This is a genomic window from Paenibacillus sp. UNC217MF (assembly GCF_000686865.1).
Classification (GTDB): Bacteria; Bacillota; Bacilli; order Paenibacillales; family Paenibacillaceae; genus Paenibacillus_B; species Paenibacillus_B suaedae.
Genome location: NZ_JMLT01000021.1, coordinates 74,662 through 97,436, shown reverse-complemented (window position 1 = coordinate 97,436; position 22,775 = coordinate 74,662). Strand labels below are relative to the sequence as shown.

Sequence of the window (22,775 nt, the reverse complement as noted above, 5' to 3'; positions counted from 1 at the left end):
GGTTTTCTTTCCGTAATGCAATAAGTTCATTTTCTTCTGGAGAGCGGTTGTCCTTCTCTGAGAAGGAACCTGTTTGGTGGGCTTGTTTAATCCAGCGATCCAATGCAGATGCACTCAACTCATACTCACTTACAATGTCTGCTCTTGATTTCCCATTTTCGTATAGCTGAACCATCTGTTTCTTGAATTCATCTGTAAATGTGCGTCTTATTCTTGGCATAGTAGATCCGCTCCTTGTTATGATGTGTTAATTCTACTAGCCCTTAATTTTTCTGTCCAACTAAGTGTAGCCGATCTACTTTTCCTATGCCCCCGATTATCGGCCCCAATGAAGCCAAAGCTTCCGCAAAGGAGATTTCCTGATGCCATTTACTGTAATCCTTGGCTAACTCCGCTCTTGCCCAGTCCGCATTCCCTGCACTATTCTTATAAGCACTGGTTTGAGTCAATAAACCAAACAAATAATTAAAACGATTATTATCATACACATCTGCAAACTCTTGACTTAACAAGTTATAAGCGTATGAATATGCTCTACTTTCGGTAGAAGTTATCTTCATAGTCGCTGCGAGAATAGAATTCATATCTGAAGGTATATATCTGTTCCCACTAGGATCGATATATTTCAGCGGATTGTTCTGTACATACGTATACAAATTCAGCGTCAGCGGGTTACCCAGTTCCCCTTCATACGTATCCTCATTAATAAACCGCCCTATACTTGGATCATACCATCTTGCGCGCAAATATTGCAGATTCGTTGTCGCATCCCAGTATTCGCCCGAGTAGCGGAAAATGTTCGGGACTCGCTCCTCCTGAACCAATGGATTGCCCCAGATATCGTACGTATAGCGGTTCAGGACATTGCCTTGTGCATCCCGGATTTCCGTAATGTCGCCGTGTCCGTTGGATACGTAGTACTGCATACCTTGTCCTGGAACCTGACGAGTCAGCAGCTTGCCGTAATCGTCATGGATATACGATGCTGTAATCGTGACGCTGCCATTCGCTTCTACCTTGCCTTCTGCTACAATCTTTGCCCGATCATCATAGTAATAGCGAGTCGTTACGCCCCCTTCGGTTCGTTCTACCATAAGGTTATCCCCATTATAGCGGTAGCTGACGGCTTTGCCGTCTTCCGTCGTTACTTGGGTCAGACGGTTGCGGCTGTCGTATGCGTAGCTTGCTCCCTTGATGTTCGGTACCTGATCGCTTTGCAGGGTGCTGCGGTTATCCCGCTGGTCATACGAATATGCCTCGTTGAACTGGCTTGAGGTCTTTATTCGGTTCAATGGATCATAGCTGAATTGATACGCCGCTCCATTGTCGTTCTTCGCTACAATGTTGCGGTTGTTATCATAGGTATAGCCGTAATTCGCAAATGACGACTCGCCTTGCTTCTGCTGGATACCCGTCCTGTTCATTCCATCATAGGTATAGACTTCATTCAGCCCATTCATTGACTTCAGATTGGCGATCCGATAGGAATCATCATACGAATAGTCGAATCGGGCCAGTTCTCCTCCGGCTCCTTCCACTACTTTCATGCTCCTTGGCGCTGAAATCGGGATGAATCGTTCCGTCTGGCTTGTCAGGCGGTAGCTGCTCGACGTTAAGGCTTGCTCTTCGCGCAATCCCCGCTGATCGTAATTGAATGACAACACCGTCTTATCTGGATACGTGATGGATGCCAGTTCGCCTGAAGGATAGTACGCGTAGCTCGTTGTCCCTGTCTGATCCGTCATTGTCGTCCGTTTTCCTGTTGCGTCATAGTTATACGAAATTCTCTCGTCCGGCGCAACGATGTCCGTTAGGAAGCCCCGGCTATTGTATACGAACTCTTGAATCTGTCCTTTCCGGTCGATGCTTTTGATTACATTGCCGTTGCCGTCATAATAGAAGCGTTTGCTTTGCTTGTTCGAATCGGTTTGCTTCAGCAGGCGACCGATGCCGTCATGCTGCTTCTCAACCGTATTTCCGTCCGCATACTTAATTTCGACCATATCGCCCGACAGATTATATCGATACCGTGTCGTTTTCCCTTCAGCATCCGTAACGGCGATCAAGCGTCCTAGTACATCATACTCGTATTTCGTTACATTGTTGTTTCCATCGTAGGCTACCTTGACGTTCCCCACATAGTCGTATTCATAGCGAGCTAACAAGACTTCTTGGCCAGAAGGCTTGATTTCTTCCTTCTTGATGACTCTGCCCATGATGTCGTATGTTTCACGTATGCTGTTATTTGACCCATCGATGGTTGTCTTCGTATTAGCCACATCGTTATAGACAGTTCGATTCGTACTTTTTCCAACTATTTCCTTGATAATCCGATCCCATGCGTCATACTCGTATTGAATCTGGGATCCGTTAAAGTCCCCTTTACGAATCAGCCGACCATTCTCGTCATACGTGTGCTGGGCCATGCCTCGCCCATTCGTTTCAGCAATCAAATTGCCGAGCGGATCGAAATGCTTCTCGATTTGCAGCCCATTCGGATCGGTAATGAACATCTTATTGTTCTGATCATCATATACGACGGTCATTTTCGTTCCGTCAGGATTGATTTCGGCTGTAATCCGTCCCAGCTTGTCATACGTATAGGAGGTGCTCTTGCCATTGCCATCCGTAAACTTCGTCGGGAGCCCCGTCTCGGGCGTATAATCCATGCGGGTTTCTATTACTTCATTGCTTCCGTCAACATTCTTGACGCCTATAGTTTGCCTGCTTAAGAAGAAACGCTTGAAATCGTGACTGAAGTCTTGGTAAAAAACCGTTTCTCCGCTGTCTTCCTTAATCCGAATCTTAATCGGGTTGCCAGCATAGTCATACTCATAGTTCAATTGTTGGACAATTTCGCCTCTGTCATTTTTGGAAACGGCCTGCTTCAATCCCCCGCGATATCGATCGTATTCATATTCAGAGCGCAGCGTCATTCCCTGATCCATCGGCACACTACTACTCTTCATGCGGAACAGCTTATTCTCTAATATGTCTTTATATTCATAACGGCTTGTTATACCGAGCGGATTCGTTTCCGAAGTTAATTGTCCCCAGTAATCATACTCTCGTTTTGTTACCCGAGGCGAAGATGCATATCCCCCTTGATAAAACGTCTCTTCAATCTGGATCGGATTCGGATTTCTTCGGAATCTGTCATGCCCGTACTGGAACACCTGACGGTTATTCGTCTGTTCATCACGAACTTCCGTTCTCGTGTTATAGATTGCCGAAGGCGCATCATACGCAACGAATTGTTTTTCGTACGTATAGGTCGTCGTTTTGAATTTATCGTACACATCCACAGAAAACCTGAAATCCTGCTCGATGTACTTTCCTCCATCTCCAATCCCCGTTCTATCTTTGTCGTTACTATGATCCATTGTATATCTAAGAGTCATTTCATTTTTTTGCGTATAGGTGGACGAGCTATAATAATGACGGCGAGATTTATAACGCACTACGTTCTCTACTGCAAAGTCCCCAATCGTTCGTTCAATTGCGCCATCAAATCCGAATTCCGTAATGGCCTTGGTCGGGTGTTCGATGACGCCAAGCGCGATCATCTCGTTCTCTCCCCAAAATATTTTGCGGTCGTTTGAATTTTTTGGGAGACCTTTATAAGATCTGACCAAATTGAATTGCAGCCTATTCCATACGCCATAATCATACTTCGTCGAGCGGCCCTCCGGATCGATCACTTCCGTTAAAATATCTTGCTCTCGGGAGAGCGTGTCATTTTTTATTTTTCCTACTCTTTCTTTCTTATAGATCACCCTTCGATCTCCGCTTTGGATGGTAATCGTGTTGTCATTGTTGTAGGAAATATTCATTTCATTCTTGCCTTGATAATCCCTGGTTGAACTTTTTACCTGATACAAAACCCATCCTATGTCCGGCTCATCCTTATATGAGAATTGAATATAGTTTCCATCTGTGTCTTCGATGAAGATGAGATTGCCCCTATAGCTAAAATATTGACTGACTCCCGTCGTCTTATTGAGGAGCTCATAGGCGGCTCGCTCATCGGACTGCAATACTTTATCCGAGTCCATAAAGACCAAATCACCGAGCGGATATCCTACCAAATCATCGTCCAGCCCATATGTACCGACGCCCGATATATAGATATAGCGAGAATTGTTAACCCACTTTATATACGACATATCCCAAATCCATCCCTTACCGAGATGAAAAATCTCTTCTTCCCAGGTTGCCTGTGTTCCGTTACTTTCATATCCGCTCACATAGATATCATCTTTCGCCAGGGAACTGTCATAAATTCTCCGCAGCGCGAAATCCATGCCGTTCGGTCCAGGCATTACCATATCCGTTACTTCCACGCGCAAGGAGCCGTCGACAGGCGAGATATGGTCGCTAAAGGATCCGACGGAGTAAGGCGCTTGATCCAACCGGATTGGACGATTGCGGAGCGCTTTCTCATCGTATAGATTATTTCCAAGGAAGGCTAACGAGCGCTTCTCCCATAATCCATACACTTGATCCGTCACCGACGGTTTCCCTTTCCCGTAGACCTGCTCCGTTACGCTGGCTTGATACACAGCCTCCGATACACTTTTCATTTTTTCCTGATGCTCAATTAACGGATCTGGAGCAGGCTTCAAATAAGTGCTGTTCATGAATTGCTCATAGTCTCTTCCCTGCTGCTTGGCTTTTAGACCTTGATAGATTTGATGAAGCTCGTAGCCCTTGAACAGCTCCTCCGTTATCCAATCCCTCGTTACGCCAAAGGTTTCGGTTAGGGAGGTAATCGTAATAAGCTTGTCTGGATTAAAATCCGTGAACGTTGCGTGCGGACCATATACACTGGAGGTTACCGATGGATAGATTTCTTTCACCGATTTCTTAGATGCAATAGCTTCTTCTGCAGAAGCGAAAGGCACGCTTGTAATCAATAGTACACATGCGAGAATAAGTGATAGCCATCTTTTCAACATAATCTCTCCTATCAATTATCTTTCCTTGCACATCAATTAGACATCGGTTGAAAAAGCCTTCATCTGATGTATGCTCGTCTAAACTCACTTCATTCATTCCATCTCTTCTGGAAGAAACATTTCTACCGGCCCTGAAGGGTTGTAGTTCGGGTTAAATCTCAAATTATGAATTATGACGTTTTCTGCCCACGCTTTGTTGCGAACTATCGGCAATAAACGGACAGAAACCGATATTTCTCTAGTATTTGGTGCAATATCTCCTCGTATAGTAATCACTTGTCTACCATTGCCTAATATATAAGTCTCTTTATACGTTTTTTGGGGAAAACTACCGATTCTCTTAGGAGGCCCAACCTCAACTTCCAATTTTGCATTACTGCTGCTTAGAATCGAAATCTCGCCGTATAAGGCGAATTTCCCTTTCTCAGAACTCGGCTCCAGTGAAATGTCTTGGTAAATTTCAGCCGAAAGATTCCCCCATATTCCAAATGGTACGGATATGTTTTGGCCTCCATCACCACTACTCTTCCCATAAATAGCTCCTACACCCGCTCCACTACTTCTTTTTGCCCAGCCTTGTGCGATATCGCTTTTTTGATCAAACAACGTAAATAACGAGTTCCATAATGCCTGCGGTTCAGTACTATACTCAATTGAAACCTGAGCAATGTAAACATTGTTGATGTTGATGTTGACATTGCTTACTCCACTGTAACGCGCTCCCACGTACACAGTTGCATAGACTGCACCTTTTGGAATATTCCCTCTTAGTGATGCAGTCTGGTCAGTTATACTATCTGATGTTGTATAATTCGTTCCTAGCAATGTCCCCTTCTCATTAAAAAACAAAATTTGAAAATGAGTATTTACATTGCCAAGTCGATTAAATATCCCTCTCAATTGATAATTTCTCGAATCATCAATTAATAGATGCTGTATCAGGTATGATTCTTTACTAGTGCCGTTAGAATTATAAGAGATGACCTGCCTTTTCTTATAGTCACTAGTAGTCATCAAGTTAAACTTAGCAGAACCATTATCCCCTGAGATTTCCCAATAATCTGGAATTGTTCCCTCCGCGACTTGAATTTCTCTGCCCTGAAAATCATGATTCATGAGCAAATTAAAATAATAATCTAAACCATAGGAGACATCGACTCCCTTAATTACTATCGTGCCAGCCGCATTATTGCCAGTTGAATGGATCGCGATTTGCACAATCGCTCTTTCTGCTTTTTGGGGAATACTCTCTCTGAGGCTCATCGTGAAGAAGAAATCTCTCTGCAGCGTGCTTTTTTGTCTCGCATTACCGATAACCTTTCCTGTGTTATCTACAAAATCGACCATCATCACAACCTCTGCATTCTGTAGATGTTCAATCTTTAAGGAAGCTTTCAGATCAAACCCACGGCTGGATTCCTTCGTAATCCACAGTGCCTGCTTGATTCCAATGAAATCTCCTACTGGAATATTACTCGCTTGAATCTGTTGATGATTTCTTGATCCTATTTTTTGGATGTTAAAGCTCGATGCAGCCTTGTCATCCGTCATATATGACCAGCCTACCGCTTTGCCACCATTGTTTACTTCATGAAAATCTCCGTTTTCCAGCTTATCCTTATATGTCCTCTCTCTTAAACTTTTACTTGTCAGATTTCCATTGTTATCTGCCTGATAGGCGATTTCTGTATCACCTTGCGTGATCACCGATAGATTCCCATTCTTGTCATAACGATATTCCGCTTGATGAGCACTTACGCTAGTTACGGAAAACGTCAATAATGACAGTACTACGAACATAATTGCACACCTCATGTTTCGACATTCCTTTCTAAAATATATGACCGTCCCTCACTTTCAAACAACCGTTCTCCCCCCCTTCATTATTCTAGGACTTACAATAATAATATCCTATTTTTCCTTGATTTTACTATTTTAAATTTTGGGGAAACTTTTTCTTCGTGAAATTTTGAGTGAATATTTATCTGCCCCGAATAAAAAAAGACTTACTGGTTAGAGTAAATCTTTTTTGGCAATTTATTTAGGAAGACAGCCGGAATCTGCGCTTCTTCGCATGACGAAGTACAATCTCCGCTGCTTGCAGGCGATGCTCCGCATGTTCGGATTCCATCATCTCTTGCATGCGGCTCACTTAACCCGATCTCCGGTTCCAAGTCCGAATCATCAAACCACGGCTCACCAATTTCAACCTAAATTTCCCCTAAAGGAATCTCTTCTCATCTGCACTTAGACTTCGTTCAATATAAAAAAGCTGTCTCCTATGTAGTGATCCACTACAAGAAAACAGCCTTCGAACATCCTGCTCTTGAGGCGTAGCTTCATCATGCCGTACAATATCAGTTATCGTATACAGCAAGGCCTCGTCAAAATTGCGACTTACATACCCGCCATTCTGGGAAATACATATTCGTATCTCCTACATTCCCTAACCGTCGATTAACCGTTACTGAATAAGCCAGCTCTCCGCATCTTCCCGCGTTTCAAAGACCCCGAAATGATTGCTGCGATTGGATTCTCCCACCATTTCCTTAAAGCGGCCTCTATTCAACGATGGATCGGGAATGATGACAGCCGTCTTCACATGGTAGTTCGTAAACTTTTGAATCATTCTTCCCGCTACGCCCGTTCTAAGACTGAAGAACTCCCCCGCAAGAGCTTCCCCGTGTACCAGAAGCAGCTCAACATCATGTTCCTTGCACAAGGCAATCAAATCCACAGCATCCTGCTCCGTACTTAACTGCGTGTCGCTTGCAATCAATTCGAAATATGCCTTCGTTTCGTTTTCGACGAGTTTATAGTTCATAGTCATTCTCTCCTTCATTTGTTTTCTTGCCTTAAACTCCATGCGAATTCCCTGCACCCATTTCAGTTCATTGAGGTAGCTGGACAATAGATTCTCAGAAATTTTATTCCACAAAAAGGCTTCCCGCTCATTTCGATTCGGCTCTTGGAGTCCACGATTCATTTTTTCTTGCTGATAGACGAGCTGCATGTTGATCCTGTCCTCATACCGATCAAGCAGATCATCTAATTCCTCGTCGTCTAGTTGGTCTGCCCATGCCAATTGGATAAGGAATGTATTCTTAAGCTCTGGAAGTTCAGGTTCCTCAAGCACCCATTCTTTTAATCGGAGCATTCCCTCATCTGTAATGCTGTAAATTTTTTTGGATGGAGAACTTTCCTGATGCTTGATTTCGTTAGTGACTAGGCCATCATCCAATAGCTGAACAAGCGACTTATAGATTTGATTGTTATTGCCGGACCAATACATCGCTGATGAGTCCTCAAAAATCTTCTTCAATTCATATCCGGAAGCTGGCTTCCAGCTCAGAAGCCCCAGAATGGCATATTTGATCGACATCGAAAAACACCTCATTAGGTTACTTATAACATAGGTTAATAATAATCTATATTATTGATAATGTAAATACTGGATGGTTGATTAGATCAACAAAAGAAAAAATAGGGCTGCCCCATAATCACATCGGATGTGACGGGACAGCCCTACTATATTAAAAATTCCATATTCTAATTTTCATGCAACCTAAGATGGAAGCACACCCTGCTTCTTATGAACGACAAGCTTATAGCCCACGCCACGAATCGAATCAATCTGCACAGATTGTTGATTCATCTCCAGCTTCTTGCGAAGAGAGCTGACATGCACATCTACTGTCCGCTGTCCGCCAATATAGTCAAACCCCCATACGGCGTTCATCAGGTCATCTCTTGTTACTACGGTTCCAGGGCGCTGTACTAAATATAACAATACTTCAAATTCCTTAGGCCGCAGTGGAATGAGATCATTATGAAGCGTAACCTCATACTTCTCTGGATAAATCCGCAGATCGCCAAGTGCAATCATCTTGTCATCAGACTCTTCGGACAATGTCAATCCGGTTCCGTCACTCGATGTCCGTCTTAGCACCGCTCCCACTCTTGCCAACAGCTCTGCAACACCGAAAGGCTTCGTAATATAGTCATCAGCACCACACTTCAGACCTTGTACGACCTCTTCCTCCGCATTTCGAGCAGTTAGAACAATCACTGGGGTACGAATCCCTGCCTGTCTTACTCGCGACAATATTTCGAAACCGTTCATTCCCGGAAGCATAATATCTAGAACGATAAGATCAAATTTGCGATGGAGCGCCATCTGCAAGCCCTGAGTCCCATGATCGACAACCGTTGTCTCATACCCTTCCAAAGTCAGGTTGTAGGACAGCAGTCGCGCCAGTGTCGGTTCATCTTCAACTACCAATACTTTAATCTCTGACATAATCTTCCTCCGAAAGTCGAATCGATTATACGTAATCGTCTTTCTTCATCGTTTCTCAACATTATCGTAACATATATCATGTGATGTTGACCAAGCATTTTTTGAAAATGTTGAAAATTAATGAAAGGCAGCCGATCTCATCGCGTGGCCTACTTTACACTATTCGATAGCATCTGAATATCTTGCACGACTGGCAACTCGATCGTGAACGTCGTACCCACCCCAAGTTCACTGTCTACGCGAATTAATCCATGATGAGCATCAACGAGATGCTTCACGATGGACAAGCCTAGGCCAGTTCCTCCGGAACTGCGAGACCGTGCCTTATCAACACGATAGAACCGTTCAAATATGCGCGGCAAATCCTTCTTCGGAATACCGATGCCAGTATCGGATATAGTCAGACGAATCCACTCTGCTTCCCCGTTCTCGCTATGTTCAATCGGCATTGCTACAATTTTTACGTGACCGCCTTCTGGCGTGTAATTAATCGCATTCGACAAGAGATTCAGTACAATCTGACGGAAGCGATCCTCGTCAGCCTCTACATACATATCTTGTTCTGTACTCAGAAGAACATCTATTCGCTTCTTGTCAGCTTCCTTCTGGAGCATCTCCACCGTCTTCTCCAAGAACAGATCGACCTGAACCGGGGAATATTGCAGCGGCACCCGCTTCGACTCTATCTTAGACAGCTCCAATATATCGCCGATTAGGCGATTCAACCGCTCACTCTCATCATGGATGATCTGCAGGAACGACGTTGCTATCTCTGGGTCATTCATCGCGCCATTCATTAAGGTCTCCGCGAATCCCTTCACCGCAGCAATCGGTGTCTTCAATTCATGGGACACATTGGCCACGAATTCACTTCTCATTCGTTCAAGACGCCGAATTGTAGATACATCCTGCATGACAAGCAGTACACCTGCCCATTCATTATCTGTGAAGTAAACGGGTACTACACTCACATCAAGCAGACGTTCTTCTGGATAATACAGTGTAATTTCATCATGACTCGCTACTTTGCGTTCCAGCACCTCTGCAGTCATTTGCTGCATCTCATGTGGCGCTCGAACATCCTCGAAGGTACGTCCGATCCACTCGGTGCTCTTAATGCCAAATATATGCTCTGCCTTGCGATTCAACAGACCAACTTGGCCCTGAGCATCAATCATAACAATGCCATTAATCATATGTTCAAGCACTGCCTGAAGGCGGCTTTCCTTCTCGCGAATTTCCGACATTTGAACCTGCAGACTATCAGCCATCGCATTAATCGCAGAGCCCAGCTGCCCGATCTCATCTTTCCCGACAGATTGAGTTCGTGCCCGATAGTCCATCTGCGCGATACGCATCGCGACGCGGGTCATATTCTCAATTGGCCGTGTCATGTTATACGCTATTCGATAGCTGACAATAGCTGCGACAAGGAACAATAAAGCGAGCCCAATCGACAGATAAGCCCACAACTCTCGTACACTGCTCTCTACATCTGCCAGACTCATCGCTAAGCGTACGTAGCCATCGAAGTCTGGAGTATGAACAGGACTAGCAACATACAGCATATTTTGCCGAAGGGTATCGCTATAGCGAATTTTGGAGCCTAGTCCATCCTTCTTCGCAGCAGCGATCTCCTCTCTGTTCAAGTGATTATCCAACTCAGCTACTGGACGATCAGAATCTCCGACAACGGTTCCATCCTTCAGTATGAACGTAACCCTTGCGTCAGCACTATCATGAAGCTTGCGAGCCCAGTCTGTGTAGTAGCTGGCAAGCTCTTCGAAGCGGTTTCCCTGCTTCCAGACCAAGGTCTGTTCGATGAGCATAATTTCCCGGGACATATTTTGCTCAAGCTGCCGAATATGACTCGTCTTGAATGTAGATGCCATATAAATGCCCGCTGTTAGCACTGAAATACCGATAAGCAAGACAAACACAAAGGTCAACCTTGTGCGAAAACGTGACATGGTTCTACTCCTTCTCTCTGCTTCAATTCATTGTTGTTACTGTCTACGTATTAATCCTACTTATCCCTTTTCCGTTTGACCAGCAGAAAGTTTATTAATCTTTTGTAAAATCGCGTGATACACGGTGGCAGCTGGCTGCTGAATTAATATGGCGAGTACAACAGCAACGGCTGTTTCCGGCCCGAAGTACCTCATCGCTAGCACTAGACCAAGAGAGATATTGCGCATCCCTGAAGCGAAGCCCAATGTCCCCTGCATCGCAGTGCCGCTGCGCTTGAACATAAAGCTCAATCCCCAGCCTAGTGCATAACAGACGGCAACGAGCAGCAGCACGACGAAGAACAGCCCTATTGCCTCACTCCCCCATGCCCGCACATAGGGGCCAATCGCTGCTGCATTCAAGAGTACAACACCAACAAATGCAGCCTTCGATGCAGGCAGAAGCACGGGCGCAGCCGATGCCTTGGCCTTGCCTCCTGACCATTCATATATGCAAATGCCTGCTGCGGTTGGAACCACAATAATCCACAGCAAATCAAGCAGCATTGCCCATACATCGAATGCAATGGTAGCCCCGAACATCGCAGACAGCGATGCGGGAACAACGATGGGGCTAAGCAGTGAGTCCATGACCACTAGAGCCAACATCAGAGGGACAGATTCTCTCGCCATCTCCACCCACAGCACAGAAGATATCCCTAACGGGATAATCGTGAACAGAACGAGTCCAGCCGTATAAGATGATCCTCCACCGAACAGAAGCGTGCCTATCCCATAGGCTGCGATCGGTGAGATGATATGCGTCAGAATGAATACGGCCGCGAATAGAACCGGCTGCTGAAAGGCTCCCATCACATCACGGCGTCCACAACCTAGCCCCATAACGAAAGTAACAAGTCCGAACATCCACGGAACGTAGGGCACGAACGGAAGCAACGGCTCACTACAAAGAACCCCCAGCACCAAGCAGCTGGGGATAAGCAAGTACATATACCGTTCGAACCAATCGTTAACGATCAGACCGACATTACGATCGAACTTTATTTGTCGATTCATTAGAATACCGGAGCCTTGAACTGAGACAGCTTCTCAAGCGAACTCCGATCCACATCTGCATGCAAGCTGTTCCCATGGGAATCCATTGTAACGATTGCTGCAAATCCTTCTACGTCCAAATGCCACATCGCTTCTGGAATACCAAATTCCATATAGTCAACGCCATTTACACGCTTGATGCACTCTGCATAATATTGCGCAGCACCACCAATTGCATTCAAGTACACCCCGCCATGCTCCTGCAAGGCAGCCAGAGTCTTCGCTCCCATCCCGCCTTTGCCGATAACAGCACGGATGCCGAATTTCTTCATAATATCACCTTGGTAAGGCTCTTCGCGAATACTCGTCGTCGGACCAGCAGCCTTGACATGCCAGCCTTCCTCATCCTTCAGCATGACAGGACCGCAGTGGTAGATAACTGCCCCATTCAAATCAACCGGAGCATCATGATCCATCAAGTACTTATGAAGGGCGTCACGGCCAGTGTGCATCTCCCCATTTATAATGACAACATCGCCCACACGCAAGGAACGAATCGCTTCCTCCGTAATTGGAGTTGTCAGCACGACTTGACGACTCTCTCCTTGCTCAGAGGCAGCTGCGACTTGTCCAGAGTTCTCTGATTTCTGTGAAGCTGCCATAGCTACCTCTGTTCCGCGCTCATATATCCATTCGCGGATAGCTCCCGAATCGCTGTCGATAATCACGCCCTGACGACGGAATGCCCAGCAGTTGTACGCAACAGATACGAAGAAGCTTGCTGGAAGACGGTTCATCACGCCAATTTTACATCCGAGCAGGGTGACTTCACCGCCGAAGCCCATCGTTCCAATCCCGAGTTCGTTAGCTTTCTCCATAATATATTGTTCCAGCTGTGCCAAATCAGAATGAGGATTCACATCATCTGCCTTGCGGAACAGTTGATGCTTTGCAAGCTCGTATCCAGTCGTTCGGTCGCCACCGATGCCAACACCGATGAAGCCTGCACTGCAGCCCTGCCCTTGAGCTTGATAGACAGCATGCAGGATACACTTGCGAATGCCGTCCAGATCACGGCCTGCCTTGCCGAGCCCTTCCAATTCCGCAGGGAGGCTGTATTGAATGTTCTTATTCTCACATCCGCCACCCTTGAGAATCAGCTTCACTTCAATATCTTCACGTTCCCATTGCTCGAAGTGGATGACTGGCGTGCCCGGTCCTAAGTTATCTCCGCTGTTCGCTCCTGTTAAGGAATCAACTGAATTCGTACGAAGCTTGCCCTCTTTCGTTGCGCGGCTAATCGCTTCGCGAATGTCTTTCTTCATTTGGATTTGATTCGCTCCAATGGGTGTATGTACAATGAAGGTTGGCATGCCTGTGTCCTGACATATCGGCGACACATTTTTCTCAGCCATGGTGATATTCCGAGCGATTGTGCTCAAGGACAAGCCGGAACGCGTTGCAGCATCCTCTTGTGCCTGTGCCTCTTGTATCGCGCGCCTTACATCCCCTGGCAAATTTGTAGACGTTTCTACAATTAAATCGTACACACTCTGCAAAAATGATGTCATCATGAACTTGCTCCTCTCATCTCTAATCATCCCGGGAAATGAGTGTCCTTGATGCAGATCTCGGAAGCAACGGGAAGTAGTCATTGTTACAATTTCGTCAAATGAGTTCCAATGCTATTATAATATCACAAGGCGTGCACCTAATCGAAGCATTTTCCACGCCTATCTCCTGCGACAATCCGCAGTCAACTGATTGCTGCAATTGTAGAGCGTCTAGATAACCCCCTGAAAGGAAGGAACCTATGAGTACAACTGAGAATTCAACAACCAAACCCCATCATTTTCTCGCCTATATGTACCGGCTCAAGCATATCGAACGCTGGAGTCTAATGCGAAATACAGACAAAGAGAATGTTGCGGAGCATACCTTCCATGTTGCCATGACTACCCATATGCTGTGCACGATTGCTAATGAGGTGTTCCATAAACAAGTAGACACCGGGCAAGCTGTAGCATTGGCCTTATTTCATGATGCTACCGAAGTATTTACAGGCGACATTCCTACTCCTGTCAAGCACCACAACAGCCGACTGCTGAACAATTTCCGTGAAATTGAACAGTTGGCCGCCGAACGCTTGGTCGGCATGATTCCTCCCGAACTGCAAAGCATCTACACGCCCCTCATAGATCCCCAAGGAGATCATGAGTTGCGGAGTTATGTGAAGGCAGCCGATCTACTGGATGCCTACGTTAAATGCATCAGTGAGCTAGCTGCAGGCAATCGCGAGTTCGAAGTCGCCAAGCGCCAGACGGAACAGAAGCTGAAGCAGCTGAATATGCCAGAGGTACAATATTTCCTGACTACGCTCGCTCCGAGCTTCAACATGACTTTGGATGAAATATCTCTATCGGATGAAGAAGAGCATACCTAAGAGCTGATGTCATAGACACATATGTGAAGTCGAGTATGAATTCATGTGTTTGTTACAATAATGGAAATACCAACACCACAGATTGATTTCATAGAAAGGAAGTCATGAATGCCTATTTTTAATCCTACTCTCGTTCACCGCATCTTCCGAGCAACATGGGTGCTACTGATCATTGCTTCGTTTACAGCGGTATTCTATTTCGGTTTTTCGATCATTTGCCCGTTTCTGATTGCCTGGCTGCTTGCTTACATGATGAATCCAATCGTTCGTTTTTTGGAGAAGCGTTGGAAGTTCCGCCGTGGATTCGCCGTGATGACGGCCCTACTGCTCTTCGCAGCCATCATCGCAGGAATTCTGTACCTATTCACGACGAAGATCATTTCCGAATCATGGCATATTATGGGGATCGTACAGAATCAGATTGTGGAATGGAGAATACAGGCTGAAGCTTATTTCTATTCTGCGGAGTTCCAGCATTTTCTCACCGACATGAATGATACATTCAACTTTGCAGATTTGAAATCATCGCTGTCAAAATACACAGGAACGATTGCTAGCGGAGGCACGTTAATTGTCACCTACTTGTTTCATTTCTTGAAAGCTACCGTCTTATTCCTGCCTAAGCTTGCGGTCATCACAGTCATTGTCTTGGTAGCTACCTTCTTAATCAGCAAACAGTGGAATACGATTTCATCCAAGGGCAACACACTCATTCCTGAACGGGTACGCCGTTCACTTGGCGTCGTGACAAGTGATTTGCAGAACGCCGTGTTCGGTTATATTAAAGGCCATATTATTCTCTCCAGTATTACCGCATTTGTCTTCTTTCTTGGCTTGCTTGTACTCGGAGTAGAATATGCTTTTACCATCGCGCTTATTGGCGGCATTGTAGACCTGATTCCATTAGTCGGCATCCCTGCTATCGTTGTGCCATGGGCTGTATTCGCCTATGTTGAAGGAAATGTATTTTTAGGAACAGGACTGCTGATTATGTGGCCTATCATTCTCGTTACTCGGCACGCCTTTGAACCGAAAGTATACGGGGACAGCATTGGACTGAATCCGCTTCTGCTTCTCATTTTTCTTTATGGTGGTTTGAAGTTGTTTGGCGTACCCGGCATTATTATTGGGATCCTCGCTCTCGTCGTGCTTACTGCGTTGCAGAAAGCTCATGTGTTCCGGGATGTATGGCGCTATATTATGACCGGCTCCTTTTTCAGTAAAGAAGACGATCAGGCTGTATCGCTCATTGACTAAGGTTGGATAAGTACGCGTAAACGATCTTAGACCATTCATCAGGTGATTCAAACAAAAAAACAAAAAAATCGCCCGGCTAGACGTAAGTCTGACCGGGCGATTCTATTATCCTGTCGTTACCGTAATGAACTTATAGCTATAAACCATCAGAAGAACAATGACGATGAACAATACGAAGATAAGCGTACTGAAAGTGCGAACCTTGCCTGTAGCTGCTGCATCCGTTTTACCGCTTTTTGCGGACTGCACCGCAAGTTTAATTTGCTTGCCCATGATGCCGCTAAATGCAGCAATCGCCAGGAAGACAACCGTTGTCAATACCATCCAGAGCACACTGTACTTCGCTTGGCTCATGAGATAACCGCCTGTAATGAACTGAACGATTAAGAAATACTGTCCCAGACGATTCGCCGTTCCCACGCCCACGAGCAGCCCCTCTTGTCCTGCTGTAGACAGCTTGTTTAATTTCCCTACGATAAATGGAACAATGGCATAGAACCCCATTGCTACTGCACCTAAAATGTGCAAAAGACTAAAGGCACTGTACATGAAATACATTCCCTCCATAGACATGATATGGTTCAATCTTCGTTCCATTATACTAAAATTTACTTACTAACACAAAGAAAGACACCGAAATATTCGATGTCTTTCTTGATATTTCTATGAGATTTGTCACAATGTTCATAAATAATGGAATCATTGCATTATACACGTTCTCCAGCGACCACTTGAATAACGTTACGGACAGATTCGGCCGACTTATCCAGTGCAGCCTTCTCTTCTGGCGTCAGTTCGATCTCGATCACTTTCTCTATACCATCTCCACCGAGTACAGCCAGTACGCCCATAAATAAAGCGTCATAACCGTATTCCCCTTCGAGGTATGCGATGACCGGGAGAATCCGTTTTTTGTCTTTCAGAATGGCTTCCGCCATTTGCACGATGGAAGCAGCTGGTGCGTAGTAAGCACTTCCGTTGCCAAGCAAATTGACAATCTCACCGCCGCCTACACGTGTACGCTGTACAATTTCTGCAATGCGTTCTTGTGGAATGAGGCTCTCTATCGGTACTCCGCCTGCGCTCGTATAACGAACGAGCGGCACCATATCATCCCCATGTCCTCCAAGCACGACGCCGCGCACATCTTCTACGGATACGTTCAACTCTGCTGCAATGAATGTACAGTAGCGAGCGGTATCCAGAACGCCGGATTGGCCGATTACGCGATTTTTAGGGAATCCAAGTGCTTCAAAAGCAGCAAATGTCATTGCATCTACCGGATTACTCAAAATAATCACGTAGGCATTCGGGCAATAAGCTTTCACATTCTCACATACCGACTTCACAATGCTCGCGTTCGTAGTCACCAAATCATCACGGCTCATACCAGGCTTGCGAGCTATCCCTGCTGTAATGATGACGATATCGGAATCTTGCGTGTCTTCATAGTTCGATGTTCCTGTAATTCGGCTGTCAAAGCCTTGAACCGGGCCAGCCTCCAACATATCAAGCGCCTTGCCCTTCGTCGGATTCTCCGACTGAGGAATATCTACTAATACAACATCTCCAAGTTCTTTCTGAGCCAACATAAGAGCAGTTGTCGCTCCAGTGAAACCAGCACCAACGACTGTGATCTTGTTGCGTCGAATAGCCATTCGGATTCGACCTCCTAGTTCAAATGATTGATGATGTGGTCAGCAAACTCCGAGCATTTTACTTCTGTCGCGTTTTCCATCAGACGCGCGAAATCATAAGTGACAGTCTTGCTGTTGATGGCGTTTGCCATGCCTTTATAGATGAGGTCTGCAGCTTCCTGCCAGCCAAGATGCTCAAGCATCATAACACCAGACAGAATAACAGAACCTGGGTTTACTACGTCTTTATCTGCATATTTCGGAGCAGTTCCGTGCGTTGCTTCGAAGATCGCATGTCCTGTCACATAGTTGATGTTCGCTCCAGGTGCGATGCCGATGCCGCCAACTTGAGCAGCCAATGCATCAGACAAATAGTCGCCGTTCAAGTTCAATGTCGCGATGACATCGAATTCCTTCGGACGAGTCAATACTTGCTGCAATGCGATATCTGCAATTGCATCCTTAATGATGACCTTACCAGCCGCTTCAGCTTCTGCTTGCGCCTTGTTAGCCGCTTCCGTGCCTTCAGCCTCTTTGATGCGGTCATATTGTCCCCAAGTGAATGTGTGCTCTGCGAATTCTTGCTCCGCCACTTCATAGCCCCAGTTCTTGAACGCACCCTCGGTGAACTTCATAATGTTCCCCTTGTGTACGATCGTCACGCTCTTGCGGTTATGCTTGATCGCATATTCGATCGCAGCACGTACAAGACGCTTGGAGCCATCGGAGGATACAGGCTTAATGCCGATACCTGATGTCTCAGGGAAGCGGATCTTCTTCACTCCCATTTCTTCTTGAAGGAATTGAATCACTTTCTTCACGTCTTCCGATCCGGAAGCATACTCGATGCCAGCGTAGATGTCTTCCGTATTCTCACGGAAAATAACCATATCAACCAGCTCAGGATGCTTAACAGGAGAAGGAACACCATCGAAATAACGTACTGGACGCAAGCACACGTACAGATCAAGCTCTTGGCGAAGTGCAACGTTCAGAGAGCGAATGCCGCCGCCGATTGGCGTCGTCAATGGACCTTTAATCGCTACAATATACTCGCGAATGGCTTCCAGCGTATCATTCGGCAGCCATTCACCGTATTCATTGAATGCCTTCTCGCCAGCGAATACTTCATACCATGCAAGTTTGCGTTCGCCGTTGTATGCCTTCTCAACAGCTGCATCCAATACACGCTTGGATGCGCGCCAAATATCACGACCTGTGCCATCCCCTTCAATGAACGGGATAATTGGATGAACAGGAACTTGAAGCTTGCCATCCTCAATCTTAATTTTCTCGCCTTCGGTTGGTGGTGCAAATTTGTCCAATTGAATCACAGATGTTCCTCCTTCAATTTCATTGTCACACAAACAGCTAACGGGAGCTACTCTTCTATTGTAGCAACCCGTCAATTTGTAAGACAACCTATGTTTTCAAAAACTTCTACATTTATCTCAATTGAGTTGATAATTACCGTTCTTGAATCGGGATAAATAACTGACTGGATGGGCCTGTATACTCTGCCCGCGGGCGAATGATACGGTTATTGTCCAACTGCTCCAAAATGTGCGCTGTCCAGCCGGATACGCGGCTGATTGCAAAGATTGGCGTGAACAAGTCTCTCGGAATGCCCAGCATGGTATAGACAGATGCTGAATAGAAGTCAACGTTCGGCTTCAGTCCCTTCTGTCCAGTAACGAGAGACTCAATGCGTGTCGACATATCATACAGCTTCATATCTTGACACGCTTCTCCAAGCTCATGGGACATCTTCTGCAGATGCTTCGCCCGTGGATCTCCGTTCTTATATACACGGTGCCCGAAGCCCATAATCTTCTCCTTGTTGTCAAGCTTGGACTGAATATAATCATCAACACGATCAAGGTCTGCAATCTCCTCCAGCATCACCATAACCGCTTCATTGGCTCCCCCATGCAGCGGCCCCTTCAGCGCGCCGATTGCCGATACAACACCGGAGTACATATCCGACAAGGTGGCAACCGTAACCCGGGCAGCGAATGTAGAGGCGTTCAGTTCATGATCCGCATGAAGGACAAGCGCCTTGTCCATAGCAGATACAGCGCTATCGGAAGGCTCCTCGCCAGTTAACATATATAGGAAATTATAAGCGATGGAATGACCCGGTTTCGGAGAAATCGGCTCCTTCCCTGCACGAACGCGTGCAAAAGCCGCGACCACAGTTGGTAGCTGTGCTTGCAGCGCAATGGCTTTATGTACATTAGCGTCATGCCCCGTGTCATTCGCTTGCTCATCATACAGAGCCAATGCAGAAATCGCAGTTCGGAGAACAGCCATCGTATTCGCGTCTGACGGATACAATTTCATTTGTTCAACAACGGCTGAAGGAATTGCAGCGCTCTTCTCCAGACGAGTGCGTAACTCCGAAAGTTCCTCTTGATTTGGCAGCTTGCCGAACCACAATAAATGAACAACTTCTTCGAATGTCGTATGATCGGCCAAATCGTCGATATTATAACCGCGGTATGTTAGCACACCATCGATGATTGAGCTAATAGAAGAAGTCGTTGCAACTATGCCTTCCAAACCTTTCGTTGCTGTCATCTGCCCTCTCTCCTTTGCATATGTAACCTAATACCATCCCATCTTTCTTTTCCCTGTGTTATCTCGATGTGTTTCGAAGTATTCCGCCCCGGAAAAAAAGGCAAGTTTTTCTATTAAGATGATAATGGATAATGTCGGAAATGTGAACGGTTTCAGTTGAAAAATATGGATAGAAATGCTTTATCAGAGGTATAAACGTTTTTTAAACTCCTTGAAATCATTGAGGATAAAAAGAAAAAATCAAGGAAATTGGGTATGGCGCATAGCATATAGAGAGGGTCGTCCTCCCAGATCGGACGTGCTGGGAAACCGAGGATTTACAGTAGGATTCATGGAGGTGATTGAGATCATGGAGCAGCACATCATCAAGCGTATTCTTCGCGGAGGGTGGGTATTGACCGTTGGTATACTTATACTCTTATCCTGCTATCTATTAGTCCCCCTGCTCTATCCGTTTCTCATTGCCTGGCTGATCGCTCTAATGCTCAATCCCGTTGTTGAGTGGATGTCAGAACAGTTCCGTATGCCGCGCTGGCTAAGTGTTACGATATGCTTGACCCTGTTCATTACGTCGATGCTAACGGTTGCGGCAGCGGTAGTTACGCGTGTGGTGAGAGAGGTTTATAATCTGTCCAATTCTATGGATCATTTTCTCCGTCTATGGAGGGAATTCTTTATTCAGCTGTTCGAAAATGATAAGGTTCGCACATTTCTTGAAACGCTTGGCTCCTTATACAAAGATAATCCAAATCTTCAAGGCTCGATCAACAGTAACTTATCGAGCACTGCAGAAAAGATAACGACAGTGATCACCAACTTCATCACCTCTTTTCTGGATGCGATCGTCCGTCTCTTGTCCAGCCTTCCAAATGTGGCATCCATTTCAATCATCATTCTCTTATCCGCCTTCTTCATAAGCAAGGACTGGTCGCGTTGGATGGGCATCCCTGCACGTGCTATGCCTGCCTCCATTAATCAATCCATGCGTACGATCTGGGGCGATCTGAAGCACGCCCTATTCGGTTACTTGCGAGCCCAGTTATTTCTCATTTCCATTACGATGTTCATCATTACAACAGGACTCATTGTTCTGCGCGTGGATTATGCAATCACCATCGGCCTTCTCGTCGGCATTATCGATTTGCTGCCGTACCTTGGTGTCGGTGCTGTCATGATTCCATGGATTGTATACTGCTTTGCCGTTGACCAAGGTTCGCTTGGCATTGGCTTACTTATCGTATATGCCATCGTCCTGCTCACGAGGCAGATTATGGAGCCGAAGGTACTGGCGTCAACAGTCGGTCTTGATCCGCTCCTCATGCTAATTGCCATGTTCGTCGGCATGCAGTTGTTCGGCTTCCTCGGACTTATTGTCGGCCCCGTTTCCCTCGTTCTGCTGTCTGCCATGAAGCGAGCAAATGTCTTTCTGGATTTACAGACGTATATTATCAGCGGCAGAAAATAAAAAACGCACTGTTCAAATGTACACAAAAACGCCCGCCACATGGTTCTTCACCATTCAGCGGGCGTGTATATTTCAAGATTAGAAACGGCGGAAATAAATAAAATTTCCGTCTTTCATCTTTTTCTCCAACCACTTAAGCAGATAGTGCCTATAGATCGGTCTAGTCAGCGGAAATACAAGTGTGAAGCCAATAATATCCGTAAAGAATCCCGGTGTAAGCAGTAAGATTCCTCCTGCAAGAATACATAGGCCTTCTACCGCAGAACGTCCTGGAATTTGCCCTGCCTGCATCTGCTTCTGAGCTTCTGCCAACACTTGATTCCCTTCGTAGCGCGCAATTACTGCTCCGATAACCCCGGTAAGCAATATCAACAGGAACGTATTCCAGCCCCCTACCCAGTTGCTCATCAGTACGAAACCGTACACTTCCAGTGCAGGAATTAATGTCAGAGTAATGAGTACCCATACCATCGGATTCAAGAACCATTCCCTCCCTTGCATAATGACTTATGCATTGCATCTTGCATTACAATCATGCAACTCTCATGGATGACATTCTAAGTAGAATCATTCCCATCCATCTCTTGAAATGGAGAAATCAACATCCTTCATATGAAGATGAATTAAGAGGTCGGGCGCATTCGCTCCAGCAATGACCATACATCTTCCGCTTCCCGCTCAAGACGAATAGGCCGCCAATCCGCATTCAGCCAAGCAAGAGTAGTTGTTCCTTCCACGAGCAGCTTGCCGGATGGCTTAGAGACCCAGCCTGCTTCAGGCAGGCCTGTGTCTGTACCGCCCTCTATCCTGCATACCTGTGACTCAAATGTCAACCGGAGAGGCGACAGCTGCATCAAGCGCGTATATACCATCACTCGATCATCATAGTATGCGGGACGCTTGAACTTCACCTGCAAATCGACCACAGGGAGCAGCAGCCCTCTTGCTTCAAGATCCCGATAGTTCATACCGAGAGCTCGAATCCATTCCGTTCTTCCGACTTCGAACCACGTCACATAGTTGCCATGGAATACGACATTCATTCGATCTGTCTCTTGATAGCGAACGCGCAGCGGATAACCAAACCATACCGATTGATCTTCTTCCCTAGCGTCATGATACATCTTCTT

General features: G+C 46.0%; 17 protein-coding genes. 3 read left to right on the top strand and 14 right to left on the bottom strand.

The window, feature by feature from the left end; genetic code table 11:
- From BP95_RS0113030 to BP95_RS0112990, 8 genes are all read right to left on the bottom strand, one after another.
- A partial coding sequence (locus BP95_RS0113030; RefSeq protein WP_028531791.1) for a transposase occupies positions 1-220 on the bottom strand: 220 nt, incomplete at its 3' end.
- Positions 221-263: 43 nt separating this feature from the next.
- The gene (locus BP95_RS0113025) at positions 264-4,958 is read right to left on the bottom strand and encodes an RHS repeat domain-containing protein (RefSeq protein ID WP_028532400.1); all 4,695 of its coding nucleotides are present in this window, start codon (positions 4,956-4,958) and stop codon (positions 264-266) included.
- 93 nt (positions 4,959-5,051) lie between these two features.
- Complete coding sequence (locus BP95_RS0113020; protein ID WP_021252148.1) at positions 5,052-6,758, bottom strand: hypothetical protein; 1,707 nt, start codon at positions 6,756-6,758, stop codon at positions 5,052-5,054.
- Between the two features lie 664 nt (positions 6,759-7,422).
- Positions 7,423-8,340, bottom strand: a complete 918-nt coding sequence (locus tag BP95_RS0113010; RefSeq protein ID WP_028532399.1) for a PadR family transcriptional regulator — start codon at positions 8,338-8,340, stop codon at positions 7,423-7,425.
- 183 nt (positions 8,341-8,523) lie between these two features.
- Entirely contained in the window at positions 8,524-9,258 is a 735-nt protein-coding gene (locus BP95_RS0113005) for a response regulator transcription factor (RefSeq protein ID WP_021252150.1), read from the bottom strand.
- Between the two features lie 149 nt (positions 9,259-9,407).
- On the bottom strand, positions 9,408-11,228 hold the full coding sequence (gene pnpS / locus BP95_RS0113000) for a two-component system histidine kinase PnpS (RefSeq protein WP_021252151.1): 1,821 nt from the start codon (positions 11,226-11,228) through the stop codon (positions 9,408-9,410).
- A gap of 60 nt (positions 11,229-11,288) precedes the next feature.
- Entirely contained in the window at positions 11,289-12,284 is a 996-nt protein-coding gene (locus BP95_RS30305; protein WP_021252152.1) for a bile acid:sodium symporter family protein, read from the bottom strand.
- Positions 12,284-13,834 (bottom strand): fumarate hydratase, encoded by a 1,551-nt coding sequence (locus tag BP95_RS0112990; RefSeq protein WP_021252153.1) that lies wholly within the window; start codon positions 13,832-13,834, stop codon positions 12,284-12,286. Before BP95_RS0112990 ends, BP95_RS30305 begins: the two co-directional genes overlap by 1 nt.
- Before the next feature lie 242 nt (positions 13,835-14,076).
- On the opposite strand from BP95_RS0112990, the gene yfbR reads away from it, so the two are divergent.
- On the top strand, positions 14,077-14,706 hold the full coding sequence (gene yfbR / locus BP95_RS0112985) for a 5'-deoxynucleotidase (protein WP_021252154.1): 630 nt from the start codon (positions 14,077-14,079) through the stop codon (positions 14,704-14,706).
- Positions 14,707-14,814: 108 nt separating this feature from the next.
- Positions 14,815-15,963 (top strand): sporulation integral membrane protein YtvI, encoded by a 1,149-nt coding sequence (gene ytvI, locus BP95_RS0112980; protein WP_021252155.1) that lies wholly within the window; start codon positions 14,815-14,817, stop codon positions 15,961-15,963.
- A 105-nt stretch (positions 15,964-16,068) separates the two neighbouring features.
- Here the strand turns inward: ytvI (BP95_RS0112980) and BP95_RS0112975 are convergent, their stop codons facing one another.
- The 4 genes from BP95_RS0112975 to citZ all read right to left on the bottom strand — a co-directional run bounded on the left by BP95_RS0112975 (position 16,069) and on the right by citZ (position 20,180).
- Positions 16,069-16,512 carry a hypothetical protein gene (locus tag BP95_RS0112975; protein ID WP_021252156.1) on the bottom strand — a complete coding sequence of 148 codons (444 nt, stop codon included), beginning with the start codon at positions 16,510-16,512 and terminating at the stop codon, positions 16,069-16,071.
- Positions 16,513-16,670: 158 nt separating this feature from the next.
- Positions 16,671-17,621, bottom strand: coding sequence for a malate dehydrogenase (gene mdh, locus BP95_RS0112970; protein WP_028532396.1), 951 nt, complete (start codon positions 17,619-17,621; stop codon positions 16,671-16,673).
- A gap of 14 nt (positions 17,622-17,635) precedes the next feature.
- Positions 17,636-18,934 carry an NADP-dependent isocitrate dehydrogenase gene (gene icd / locus BP95_RS0112965; protein WP_021252158.1) on the bottom strand — a complete coding sequence of 433 codons (1,299 nt, stop codon included), beginning with the start codon at positions 18,932-18,934 and terminating at the stop codon, positions 17,636-17,638.
- Between the two features lie 133 nt (positions 18,935-19,067).
- Positions 19,068-20,180 (bottom strand): citrate synthase, encoded by a 1,113-nt coding sequence (citZ, locus tag BP95_RS0112960; protein WP_021252159.1) that lies wholly within the window; start codon positions 20,178-20,180, stop codon positions 19,068-19,070.
- 349 nt (positions 20,181-20,529) lie between these two features.
- Between citZ and ytvI (BP95_RS0112955) the strand changes: the two genes are divergently transcribed.
- Positions 20,530-21,645 (top strand): sporulation integral membrane protein YtvI, encoded by a 1,116-nt coding sequence (ytvI, locus tag BP95_RS0112955; RefSeq protein ID WP_028532395.1) that lies wholly within the window; start codon positions 20,530-20,532, stop codon positions 21,643-21,645.
- 78 nt (positions 21,646-21,723) lie between these two features.
- Here ytvI (BP95_RS0112955) and BP95_RS0112950 read toward each other — a convergent pair whose 3' ends face one another.
- Both BP95_RS0112950 and BP95_RS0112945 read right to left on the bottom strand, forming a co-directional pair.
- Entirely contained in the window at positions 21,724-22,116 is a 393-nt protein-coding gene (locus BP95_RS0112950) for an FxsA family protein (RefSeq protein WP_036590083.1), read from the bottom strand.
- Between the two features lie 152 nt (positions 22,117-22,268).
- On the bottom strand, positions 22,269-22,769 hold the full coding sequence (locus BP95_RS0112945; protein WP_028532394.1) for an acyl-CoA thioesterase: 501 nt from the start codon (positions 22,767-22,769) through the stop codon (positions 22,269-22,271).
- Between the last annotated feature and the right edge of the window lie 6 nt (positions 22,770-22,775).

Excerpts from the sequence above, each read along its gene's own strand:
- BP95_RS0113010 (WP_028532399.1), bottom strand. The coding sequence starts at position 8,340 with ATGTCGATCAAATATGCCATTCTGGGGCTTCTGAGCTGGAAGCCAGCT.
- BP95_RS0113005 (WP_021252150.1), bottom strand. The coding sequence starts at position 9,258 with ATGTCAGAGATTAAAGTATTGGTAGTTGAAGATGAACCGACACTGGCG.
- mdh (WP_028532396.1), bottom strand. The coding sequence starts at position 17,621 with ATGGCTATTCGACGCAACAAGATCACAGTCGTTGGTGCTGGTTTCACT.
- ytvI (WP_028532395.1), top strand. The coding sequence starts at position 20,530 with ATGGAGCAGCACATCATCAAGCGTATTCTTCGCGGAGGGTGGGTATTG.
- BP95_RS0112975 (WP_021252156.1), bottom strand. The coding sequence starts at position 16,512 with ATGTACAGTGCCTTTAGTCTTTTGCACATTTTAGGTGCAGTAGCAATG.
- BP95_RS0112945 (WP_028532394.1), bottom strand. The coding sequence starts at position 22,769 with ATGTATCATGACGCTAGGGAAGAAGATCAATCGGTATGGTTTGGTTAT.
- yfbR (WP_021252154.1), top strand. The coding sequence starts at position 14,077 with ATGAGTACAACTGAGAATTCAACAACCAAACCCCATCATTTTCTCGCC.
- citZ (WP_021252159.1), bottom strand. The coding sequence starts at position 20,180 with ATGACAGCAACGAAAGGTTTGGAAGGCATAGTTGCAACGACTTCTTCT.
- BP95_RS30305 (WP_021252152.1), bottom strand. The coding sequence starts at position 12,284 with ATGAATCGACAAATAAAGTTCGATCGTAATGTCGGTCTGATCGTTAAC.
- pnpS (WP_021252151.1), bottom strand. The coding sequence starts at position 11,228 with ATGTCACGTTTTCGCACAAGGTTGACCTTTGTGTTTGTCTTGCTTATC.
- BP95_RS0112990 (WP_021252153.1), bottom strand. The coding sequence starts at position 13,834 with ATGACATCATTTTTGCAGAGTGTGTACGATTTAATTGTAGAAACGTCT.
- ytvI (WP_021252155.1), top strand. The coding sequence starts at position 14,815 with ATGCCTATTTTTAATCCTACTCTCGTTCACCGCATCTTCCGAGCAACA.
- BP95_RS0113025 (WP_028532400.1), bottom strand. The coding sequence starts at position 4,958 with ATGTTGAAAAGATGGCTATCACTTATTCTCGCATGTGTACTATTGATT.
- BP95_RS0112950 (WP_036590083.1), bottom strand. The coding sequence starts at position 22,116 with ATGGTATGGGTACTCATTACTCTGACATTAATTCCTGCACTGGAAGTG.
- BP95_RS0113020 (WP_021252148.1), bottom strand. The coding sequence starts at position 6,758 with ATGTTCGTAGTACTGTCATTATTGACGTTTTCCGTAACTAGCGTAAGT.